Origin of the sequence: Streptomyces sp. (genome assembly GCF_031181705.1) — a bacterium.
In the GTDB taxonomy this organism is placed as follows: Bacteria; Actinomycetota; Actinomycetes; order Streptomycetales; family Streptomycetaceae; genus Streptomyces.
This window is the reverse complement of record NZ_JAPSKN010000082.1, coordinates 1-10,213: the sequence shown is the minus strand read 5'-3', so window position 1 is coordinate 10,213 and position 10,213 is coordinate 1. Positions and strand designations below refer to the sequence as shown.

The window sequence follows — 10,213 nt, the reverse complement described above, 5'->3', positions numbered from 1 at the left end:
GCCGGCGTTACGTATCCTGACCCGGACTGCATGGCGGGGGAGAGGAACCGGGCGTGCCGCTGCAGAAGGACGACCCGAAGTCGGTCGGCGGGTACAAGCTGGTCGGCCGGCTCGGGTCCGGGGGCATGGGCGTCGTCTACCGCGGCCGGGCCCGCTCGGGGCGTGAGGTCGCCGTCAAGGTGGTGCACGCCCAGTACGCGGAGAACCCGGTCTTCCGCGCCCGTTTCCGGCAGGAGATCGAGGCCGTCCGCAAGGTGAGCGGCGCGTTCACCGCTCCGGTCCTGGACGCCGATCCGGAGGCCGTACGCCCCTGGATGGCCACCCAGTACGTGCCCGGGCCCTCCCTCGCCGCCCTGATCCGCGACCAGGGCCCGCTGCGGGGCACCGCACTGCGCCGGCTGGCGCTCGGGCTGGTGGAGGCGCTGCGGGAGATCCACCGGGCCGGGGTGGTCCACCGGGACCTCAAGCCCGCGAACGTCCTGATGGCCGAGGACGGCCCGCGCGTCATCGACTTCGGCATCTCCCGCGCCGCCGAGAACCACCACACCCTGACCGAGACCGGCCAGATGATCGGCACCCCGCCGTTCATGTCGCCGGAGCAGCTCACCGACGCCCGCTCGGTGGGCCCGGCCTCCGACGTGTTCTCCGTGGGCGCCCTGCTCGTGTACACGAGCACCGGCCGGGGCCCCTTCGACGCCGACAGCCCCTATCTGACGGCCTACCGGGTGGTGCACAACGCGCCGGTCCTGGACGGCGTGCCGGAGCTCCTGTGCCCACTGCTGGAGCGCTGCCTCGCCAAGGACCCCGCCGACCGGCCCGGACTGGACGAACTGGCACGCGAGCTGGTGACGGCGTTGCCGGAGACGGACACGGACGACGAGGCCACCGTGGCATCGCGCGGGGACGAGAGGGCCCGGGTCAGCACCCGGCCCGCCGCGGCCGCCGCCCCCGGCCCCCCGGCTTCCGGGGAACGTCACAGCCGTGCCCGGCGGTTGTGGGCCACGGCCGGCACGGCGACCGCCCTCGCGCTCGGCCTGACGGGCTATCTGCTGCTCGGGCCCGGACTCGGCGAGGACGACTCCCGCACGGGGGCGGACACCACCGGCTCCACGCCCTCCCGCTGGACGACCGTCCCGGCCGGCTGGAAGCCCTGGCAGACCACGGTGCACGCCACCGCCGCGCAGGGGGTGAAGCAGGGCCACGGCATCGCCGAGGGCGGGTCCATGGACGGCCCGGTGTGCGACGTGCACGAGGGCGCCGTCTACTGCGCGGGCGACGGGGCCCTGCCCGTGCGCCTGGACGCCCTCACCGGACGGGCCCGCTGGCGCGCCGACGTGTTGCCGCCCGGGACGGGCAACGGGGCGTACCGCTTCTCCGTCCTGGGCATCACGGACGACGCGATGCTGGTCGAGCAGACGTACGACCCCCACCAGGGGGACGATGTCAAGGTCACCGTCGCCGCCCTCGACACCGGCACCGGCAAGCGGCTGTGGCAGCGCACGGTGAACGCCGACGCCGTGCGCCCGTACGTCTCGGACGGACTGGTGATCGTCCCGGACGACGGCGGCCGTTCGGTGACCGCCCGCTCCGCGCGCACCGGCACCGGGCGCTGGACGGCGCCGCTGCCCGCGGGGCAGTACTGCGCTCCGGCGGACCCCGGAGACAACCCCTACCTGCGGTGCGGCCCGGACAAGGTGCCCTCGAAGGAGACGGTCCTGCTGCGGCTGGACCCCTCCGACGGCTCGGCACGGCGTCTGACGGTGCCCGTCGACGAAACGCTCCTCGGCGTGTCCGAGGGCCGTCTGGTCCTCCTCGAACCGACCGAGGACGAGGAGGACGAGGCGTCCGCCGGTCTCCGGCTGCTGGACCCGGACACCGGAAAGGACCGCGCGGTGAGGTTCGCGGCGCCGTTGGAGGGCAACGCGACCCTCTCGGGCGGCACCGTGTGGTTCGCCACGTCCTCCGGGCAGGTCACCGCCGTGTCGGTCGGCACGGGCGAGCGCCTGTGGCAGACCCGGACGAGCCTGGAGCAGCCCAGCGGCATCACCCACGACCGACGCGCCCGGGCGGTCTATCTGTCCAGCGCCAGCGGCCGGGTCGCCGCCCTCGACACGAGGAAGGGCACGCCGCTGTGGGAGACCCTGCCGCGCGCCCGGCGGGTGACGAACCAGGGCTGGCAGCGCTCCGAGGTGCTGCTCCACGAGGGCGCCCTGGTCGTCGCCACCACGGACGGCGACGTGTTCACCCTCGACCCGGCCCACCCCGGGCGGAAGCCCGTCCCGGGGTGACGACCGGCCGGGCGGGGACTACGGCAGCGCCAGCATCCGCTCCAGCGCCAGCTTCGCGAACGCCTCGGTCTCCTTGTCCACCTCGATGCGGTTGACGAGCTTGCCCTCGGCCAGCGACTCCAGGGCCCAGACCAGGTGCGGGAGGTCGATGCGGTTCATGGTCGAGCAGAAGCAGACCGTCTTGTCGAGGAAGACGATCTCCTTGCCCTCGGGCGCGAAACGGTTCGCCAGGCGGCGGACCAGGTTCAGCTCCGTGCCGATGGCCCACTTGGAGCCGGCCGGCGCGGCCTCCAGGGCCTTGATGATGTACTCCGTCGAACCGACGTAGTCGGCCGCGGCCACGACCTCGTGCCTGCACTCGGGGTGCACCAGGACGTTCACGCCCGGGATGCGCTCGCGCACGTCGTTCACCGAGTCCAGGCTGAAGCGGCCGTGCACCGAGCAGTGGCCCCGCCACAGGATCATCTTCGCCGCGCGCAGCTCGTCGGCGGTCAGGCCGCCGTTGGGCTTGTGCGGGTTGTAGACGACGCAGTCCTCCAGGGACATGCCCATGTCGCGGACCGCGGTGTTGCGCCCCAGGTGCTGGTCGGGCAGGAACAGCACCTTCTCGCCCTGTTCGAAGGCCCAGTCCAGGGCCCGCTTGGCGTTGGAGGAGGTGCAGATCGTGCCGCCGTGCTTGCCCGTGAACGCCTTGATGTCGGCGGACGAGTTCATGTACGAGACGGGCACGACCTGCTCGGCTATGCCGGCCTCGGTCAGCACGTCCCAGCACTCGGCGACCTGCTCGGCCGTCGCCATGTCGGCCATCGAGCAGCCGGCGGCGAGGTCGGGCAGGACGACCTTCTGGTCGTCGGACGTCAGGATGTCCGCGGACTCCGCCATGAAGTGCACACCGCAGAACACGATGTACTCGGCCTCCGGACGCGCCGCCGCGTCCCGGGCCAGCTTGAACGAGTCACCGGTCACGTCGGCGAACTGGATGACCTCGTCGCGCTGGTAGTGGTGGCCGAGCACGAAGACCTTGTTCCCGAGCTTCTCCTTCGCCCGGCGAGCGCGCTCCACCAGGTCCGGGTCGGACGGTGAGGGCAGGTCGCCGGGACACTCCACGCCGCGCTCGCTCCTCGGGTCGGCCTCACGGCCGAGGAGCAGCAGGGCGAGGGGCGTCGGCTGTACGTCGAGCTCCTGGGTCTGGGCGGTGGTCACGACACGCACCCTTTCTGTTTCCGGCGACTTTTCGTCGATTTGACGCTATCTATCATAACCGCTTCACGTCACTTTGACGATGCCCATAGCGTCTGTGTGACGTGAATCCCGGCGAGGCGCCGTGCATTCCCGGGAAGAGCGGGAAAGAGGCGTTTTCCGGTTCCCGGCACGTGTGCGAGCATGAAAAGGAAGCCGAGATCGAGCGCCCGGCCCGGAATGAATCCGCGGCCCCGCCGGTTGGAACCGTCGGCAAGCAGTCTCCGTACAACCCGGGAGAGATGTAGATGTCCGTATCGGACGAGACCAGCACCGTCACCGACGGCATCATCCTGACCGACGCCGCCGCGTCCAAGGTCAAGGCGCTGCTCGACCAGGAAGGCCGCGACGACCTCGCGCTGCGCGTCGCCGTCCAGCCCGGCGGCTGCTCCGGCCTGCGCTACCAGCTCTTCTTCGACGAGCGTTCGCTCGACGGCGACGTCGAGAAGGACTTCGGCGGTGTGAAGGTCGTCACCGACCGCATGAGCGCCCCCTACCTCGGCGGCGCCACGATCGACTTCGTCGACACCATCGAGAAGCAGGGCTTCACGATCGACAACCCGAACGCGACGGGTTCCTGCGCCTGCGGCGACTCCTTCAGCTGAGCCGCCGGGCCGCCCCCGTGGCGGCAGCGGACATGACGAAGGCGGCGGCCCCCTCCGAGGGGGTCGCCGCCTTCGCGCTGTGCGGCCGTGCCGTGCGCGCCGTGGGCCCACCGGCCGTGCGAGCCGTCGGGCCTACCGCTCGTGCGTCGGCGGCGCCGGCAGCCGCGCACCCTCCCTGGCCAGCGGGATCCCCTTGCCGTCCTCGTCGACCACCTTCCGGTCACCGAGCGGCCGGTCCAGCGGCACGGTCTCCTGGAACTGCTTGGCGATCATGATGCAGACCTTGTCCGGCCACGGCGTGGACGTCACCGTGACCGTCACCTCGCCGCCCTTCTCGTCCGCCGTCACGTCGTAGTCGGCGCACACCCCGCCGGTGAACGTCACGGTCAGCTCGGTGCCCTCGGCCCGGTAGCCGTCCACCTCCACCTCGCGCGGCCCGGGCCGGGAGGTCGGCCGGCCGCTGGGCTCGCTCGGCGCCGGGGAGGCCAGGTACTCCGGCTCGACCGCCGGGTACGTCACCGTGAACGGGTCCTTCGCGCCCGGCGCCGTCACCTCGAACAGCCAGGACGGCACGAGCGCCTGGCGGCCGTCCACGTCGTGCGCGGCCAGCCCGAACACCGCGTTCTCGACCGTGACCGGGTCCGGCTGCGGCGTACCGCTCGCCGACGCTCCGCACGGCTCCTCCGGCCCCTCCTCCAGCGGCACGGGGCTCGCGCAGCCGCCGATGCCCATCCGGTGGTCGCCCTTCGGCCGCCCCTCCATCAGCTCCAGCGCCTTCTCCGCCCCGACCACGGGGTACGTGGCGCCCTTCACCGGCGCCGTCAGCCGGCCGCTGCCGCCGACGACCTCGCCGCCGGAGCCGACCGTGATCCCGGTCGTCCAGCCGTACGTGGGCAGTCCGCCGACCTCGGGGGAGGCGTTCACCACCCGCTGGGCGCCCATGACCTGACGCGCGTCGACCTTCGCGTCGTCCTGACCCAACGCCTTCAGCACCGGCGCCGCGGCCTTCTCCGCCACGTCCTCACCCACCGGCGTGCCGCCCGGCCGCGGGGCGGTGCAGGTGTCGGTGCCCTTGCAGTCGTCGGTGCCCGGGGCGTACCGGCTGAACGTCCAAACGCCCGGCGCCTGCCGGTTCACCTGCAGACTCGGCCCCGAGCCGTCCTGCCCGCCGATCCTCCAGACCTCGCCCTGCGCCACGGGTGCCCCCTCGACCCCGAGGGCCTTCGCCAGCCGGGCCACGTCCGCCGCGGCGACCGCACCCCGCGCCCGGTACACCGGGGCCTCGCCGGGACCCTTCGGCAGGGTGCCCTCGACCCGGTAGGTGACGCCGTAGGGGTTGGGCTCACCGGGCGCGATGCCGTTGCCGCCGTTCGTGGAGTCCGCGTACCCGTCGAGCGCGAGCGGCGGGGGAGTGCCGTCCTCGCCGGGCGCGCCGGACGTCGCCCCGCCGCCCGACCCGCCGGACGCGTTGGAGGCGAGCCAGGCCCCGCCCCCGCCGACCAGCAGCACGGCGGCGGCGACGGAGGCGATGATCGCGGGCGTGCGCGGCCGCCCACCGCCCTGCCGGACCCGGCCCTCGCCGTCGCGGGAGAGGTCGTCGACCGGGACCGGACCGGGGCCCTCGGCGCTGTCCGCGGCGGTGGCGCGGGCCCGGCCACCGTGCTCCTCCCGGCCGCCGGCGCCTTCCGCACCGGCGGCACGGCCGGGCGCCGGGCCCCGACCGGGCGCCGACGCCGGATCGTCGTCGCTGTCGGCGCCGCTGTCGGGGTCCTGCGCGGGTTCGGCTTTGCTCTCCGGGGCGATGTCGCGGCCCGGTGCCTGTCCGGCTTCCCTCCCCGGGGCGATGCCGGGGCCCGGTGCCTGTCCGGCCTCGCTCTCGGGGGCGTTGCCGCGGCCCGGAGCCGGTTCGGCCTTCGGCTCGATCCCGACGTGAGGGGACCCGGTCACCTCGGCCTCGGCAGTCTCTGCGGCAGCGTCCGGCCCGGCGACCTCGCCCGTTCCGGCGACCCCGTCGGACTCGGCGGGCCTCGCCGGCGACCCGGTCCCCGCCGCACCCGGTTCCGGGACGTCCGCGGTACCGGCGCCGCCCGCTTCCCTGGCGTCGTCGTCGTTGTCGGGTCGCTCGGTGTTCACCGCATCGCTCCTTCGGCAGCACTGCTGTCCCATGGGACCCGGCCCGCTCGGAATCAGGCCGTGGAGGGGTCGTATCCCGCCTCCCCTTTACGGGGGACAGCGATGGGACGCAGCGGGGGAGCTCGCGGTTCCCGGGCGTGCGCCGCTCAGTCCCCGTAGTCCGCCATGGCGTCGAGCAGCCGCGCCGACGAGGGCGGCACCGTCACGCCGTGGATGAGGGCCGGCGACACCGGCCGGGCGGCGACCCGGTCGGGCACCGCCCAGTGCGGAGCCATCCGTGCCCCGTCCCCCGGCAGCGACGCCAGCTCGCCTTCGAGATCGACCGGAACGGGAGCCTGGACCTTGAGGTTCGTCATACCGGCACCGTATGCACGCCGGGACTCACGGAGAAAGATCTACTATCGGGTAGTTTCGCTGCCTTCAGGGCCGCCCCGCCCACCCGATAGCGTGGAGCGTCAAGGTCCGCCTCCCTCAGGAGAATCCCCGCCGTGCGCATCGCAGTCACCGGCTCCATCGCCACCGACCACCTCATGACCTTCCCCGGCCGCTTCGCCGACCAGCTCGTAGCGGACCAGCTGCACACGGTCTCGCTGTCGTTCCTGGTCGACAAGCTCGACGTCCGCCGCGGCGGCGTCGCCGCGAACATCGCCTTCGGCATGGGGCAGCTCGGCACCCGGCCGATCCTGGTCGGCGCCGCCGGCGCGGACTTCGACGAGTACCGGGCCTGGCTGGAGCGGCACGGCGTCGACACCGAGTCCGTCCGCATCTCCGAGACGCTGCACACCGCCCGTTTCGTGTGCACGACCGACGCCGACCACAACCAGATCGGCTCCTTCTACACGGGCGCCATGAGCGAGGCCCGACTGATCGAGCTGAAGACCGTCGCCGACCGCGTCGGCGGCCTCGACCTGGTCTCCATCGGCGCGGACGACCCGGAGGCCATGCTCCGGCACACCGAGGAGTGCCGCGCCCGGTCCATCCCGTTCGCCGCCGACTTCTCCCAGCAGATCGCCCGGATGGACGGCGAGGAGATCCGCATCCTCCTGGACGGGGCGACGTACCTCTTCTCCAACGAGTACGAGAAGGGCCTCATCGAGTCCAAGACCGGCTGGAGCGACGAGGAGATCCTCTCCCGGGTCGGCCACCGGGTGACCACCCTCGGCGCCCGGGGGGTGCGCATCGAGCGGACCGGCGAGGACCCGATCGAGGTCGGCACGCCGGACGAGGAGCGCAAGGCCGACCCGACGGGCGTCGGCGACGCCTTTCGCGCCGGCTTCCTCTCGGGCCTGGCCTGGGGCGTCTCCCTGCAGCGCGCCGCGCAGGTCGGCTGCATGCTGGCGACCCTGGTCATCGAGACGGTCGGCACGCAGGAGTACCAGCTGCGCCGGGGCCACTTCATGGAGCGGTTCACCAAGGCCTACGGGGACGAGGCGGCGGCGGAGGTCCAGGCGCACCTGTCCTGACGCTCGCGGGCGCGTGGGGGACCGGTCGCGCGGTTCCCCACGTCCCCGGGGCGCTCAGCTCGCCCGGCGGACCACGTAGGCCGTTCCGCGTTCCGCCGGTTCCTCCCCGACGTACTCCTGTCCCCGCATCTCGCACCACGCCGGGATGTCCAGCCGCGCCGCCCCGTCGTCCGACAGGACCCGCACCAGGCCGCCCACCGGCACGTCGCCGATCACCTTGGCCAGCTCGATGACGGGGATCGGGCACCGCTTGCCGAGGGAGTCCACGACGAGGACGTCCTCCTCGCGGGCGACCGCCGTGGTGGGGGCCCCGAGTTTCTCCCGGACCGCCGCCACCGCCCCGGGCAGCACCTCCAGGAACCTCTCCACATCCTCCTCGGCCGCGCCCATCGGCAGCGAGACCCGCACGTTCCCCTCACTGAGCACACCCATCGCCCGCAGGACGTGGCTGGGCGTCAGTGTGCTGCTGGTGCAGGACGATCCGGACGAGACGGAGAAACCCGCCCGGTCCAGCTCGTGCAGCAGCGCCTCGCCGTCGACGTAGAGACAGGAGAAGGTGACGACGCCGGGCAGCCGGCGCACCGGATCGCCGACCACCTCCACATCGGGCACCAGCCGCGGCACCCGGGCCCGGATCCGTTCCGTCAGTTCCCGCAGCCGCGCGGCCTCGGCGGCCGCCTCGGCCCGTACCGCCCGCAGCGACGCGGCCGCCGCCACGATCGCCGGGAGGTTCTCGAAGCCGGGCGCCCGTCCCGACTCGCGCTCGTCCACCGGCCCTTGCGCCGCGAAGCGCACGCCCTTGCGCACCACGAGCAGCCCGACCCCGGACGGCCCGCCCCACTTGTGCGCACTGGCCGTCAGCAGCGACCAGTCCCCGTCCACCGGCCCCCAGCCCAGCGACTGCGCGGCGTCCACCAGCAACGGCACCCCGGCCTCCCGGCACAGCCCGGCCACCGCGGCGACCGGCTGCTCGGTCCCCACCTCGTGGTTGGCCGACTGCAGACACGCCAGTGCGGTGTCCCCGCGCAGGGCCTCGGCGTACCCCGCGGGATCCACCGCCCCGCCCCGGTCCACCGTCACCCGGCTGACCGAACCGCCCGCCGCCTCGTGCACCTCGGCCGAATGGAGCACCGAAGAGTGTTCGACCGCTGACACGATCAGGTGGCGCCCGGCCCGCCGCCGCCCGGCCAGCGCCCCGGCAATGCCCGTGTGCACGGCACGCGTTCCGGACGGGGTGAAGACCAGCTCGTCCGGCCGGCACCCCACCGCCTCGGCGGCGGCCTCCCGTGCCGCGTCCAGCAGCATCCGCGCCCGCCGCCCCTCCCGGTACAACCGGGCGGGATCAGCCCACCCCTCATCCAGGGAGGCCAGCAGAGCCTGCCGGGCGACGGAATGAAGCGGAGCAGCGGAAGCAGCATCGAAGTAGGCCACACGGCAACGCTAGAACGCCCGGAAGCGGAACGGACCCCAGGGGCGCGGGGAACTGCGCGAAAGGCCACAATCCACCCGCAGCCGCCAATTCAGCGAACCACCCGAGTGAGTAGGCACCCCTCCCCGAGAACCCCCGGAGGGCGTCGGCTAGGGTTTGGTCCGCATAAACATCCAAACCCCTGCCCGACGCAGGGCGGCGACCGACCAGCGAGAAGGCCAGGCCGCAGCCGATCCGCGCGGGCGAGACTCTCGGGAAGGCGCTACGTGAGTCCCAACGGCTCCGACCGCTCGCCGCGGCGCCCGATGCGGCGGAAGCTGCTGCAGGCACTGACCGCGGGCCTGGTCTTGGCGACAGCCACCGGTTGCTCGTACAACTGGGAAGACTTCCCCCGCCTTGGTATGCCCACCCCGACCACGGAAGAGGCTCCGCGGATCCTCTCCCTGTGGCAGGGGTCCTGGGCGGCTGCGCTCGCCGTCGGCGTGCTGGTGTGGGGTCTGATCCTGTGGAGTGCTTTCTTCCACCGGCGCAGCCGCACCAAGGTCGAGGTTCCTCCGCAGACCCGGTACAACATGCCCATCGAGGCGCTGTACACGGTCGTCCCGCTCATCATCGTCTCGGTGCTGTTCTACTTCACCGCCCGCGACGAGTCCGAGCTGCTCAGCCTCAAGAAGAAGCCCGACGTCACGGTCAACGTGGTCGGCTTCCAGTGGAGCTGGTGCTTCAACTACATCGAGCCGGTCGCCGGTTCCACGGGCGACGCGAAGAAGTCCCCGGAGCTCGACGCGATCCCGGACCGGTTCAAGGAAGACTTCCCGGCCGACGCCGGCGGTGTCTACGACTGCGGTACCCCCGGCACCCGGAACCCGCAGACCAACAACCCGGGCCCGACGCTGTGGCTGCCCAAGGGCAAGACGGTCCGCTTCGTGCTGACCTCGCGTGACGTCATCCACTCCTTCTGGGTGGTGCCGTTCCTCATGAAGCAGGACGTCATCCCGGGCCACACCAACGCCTTCGAGGTGACCCCCAACAAGGAGGGCACCTTCCTGGGCAAGT

General features: G+C 72.8%; 8 protein-coding genes. 4 read left to right on the top strand and 4 right to left on the bottom strand.

Features of this window, described 5'->3' with window-relative positions; genetic code table 11:
- The first annotated feature begins 53 nt into the window (after nucleotides 1–53).
- Nucleotides 54–2,288 (top strand): protein kinase, encoded by a 2,235-nt coding sequence (locus RIN80_RS16925; RefSeq protein ID WP_309096437.1) that lies wholly within the window; start codon nucleotides 54–56, stop codon nucleotides 2,286–2,288.
- 18 nt (nucleotides 2,289–2,306) lie between these two features.
- Here the strand turns inward: RIN80_RS16925 and nadA are convergent, their stop codons facing one another.
- Nucleotides 2,307–3,491 (bottom strand): quinolinate synthase NadA, encoded by a 1,185-nt coding sequence (nadA, locus tag RIN80_RS16920; protein ID WP_309096436.1) that lies wholly within the window; start codon nucleotides 3,489–3,491, stop codon nucleotides 2,307–2,309.
- A gap of 284 nt (nucleotides 3,492–3,775) precedes the next feature.
- Here nadA and RIN80_RS16915 point away from each other — a divergent pair, with 284 nt between their 5' ends.
- Nucleotides 3,776–4,132 carry an iron-sulfur cluster assembly accessory protein gene (locus RIN80_RS16915; RefSeq protein WP_010037217.1) on the top strand — a complete coding sequence of 119 codons (357 nt, stop codon included), beginning with the start codon at nucleotides 3,776–3,778 and terminating at the stop codon, nucleotides 4,130–4,132.
- Nucleotides 4,133–4,264: 132 nt separating this feature from the next.
- Here RIN80_RS16915 and RIN80_RS16910 read toward each other — a convergent pair whose 3' ends face one another.
- Together RIN80_RS16910 and RIN80_RS16905 are read right to left on the bottom strand one after the other, a co-directional pair.
- On the bottom strand, nucleotides 4,265–6,265 hold the full coding sequence (locus RIN80_RS16910; RefSeq protein WP_309096435.1) for a hypothetical protein: 2,001 nt from the start codon (nucleotides 6,263–6,265) through the stop codon (nucleotides 4,265–4,267).
- 146 nt (nucleotides 6,266–6,411) lie between these two features.
- A complete protein-coding gene (locus RIN80_RS16905) occupies nucleotides 6,412–6,621 on the bottom strand; it encodes a hypothetical protein (protein WP_309096434.1) in 210 nt (69 codons plus the stop codon).
- 132 nt (nucleotides 6,622–6,753) lie between these two features.
- Between RIN80_RS16905 and RIN80_RS16900 the strand changes: the two genes are divergently transcribed.
- Entirely contained in the window at nucleotides 6,754–7,728 is a 975-nt protein-coding gene (locus tag RIN80_RS16900; RefSeq protein ID WP_309096433.1) for a carbohydrate kinase family protein, read from the top strand.
- 54 nt (nucleotides 7,729–7,782) lie between these two features.
- On the opposite strand, the gene RIN80_RS16895 is transcribed toward RIN80_RS16900, so the two are convergent.
- Nucleotides 7,783–9,159: an aminotransferase class V-fold PLP-dependent enzyme gene (locus RIN80_RS16895; RefSeq protein ID WP_309096432.1), complete on the bottom strand. Its 1,377-nt coding sequence runs from the start codon at nucleotides 9,157–9,159 to the stop codon at nucleotides 7,783–7,785.
- Between the two features lie 264 nt (nucleotides 9,160–9,423).
- On the opposite strand from RIN80_RS16895, the gene RIN80_RS16890 reads away from it, so the two are divergent.
- Nucleotides 9,424–10,213, top strand: a 790-nt coding sequence (locus RIN80_RS16890; protein WP_309096431.1) for a cytochrome c oxidase subunit II, incomplete at its 3' end; no start/stop codon positions are given.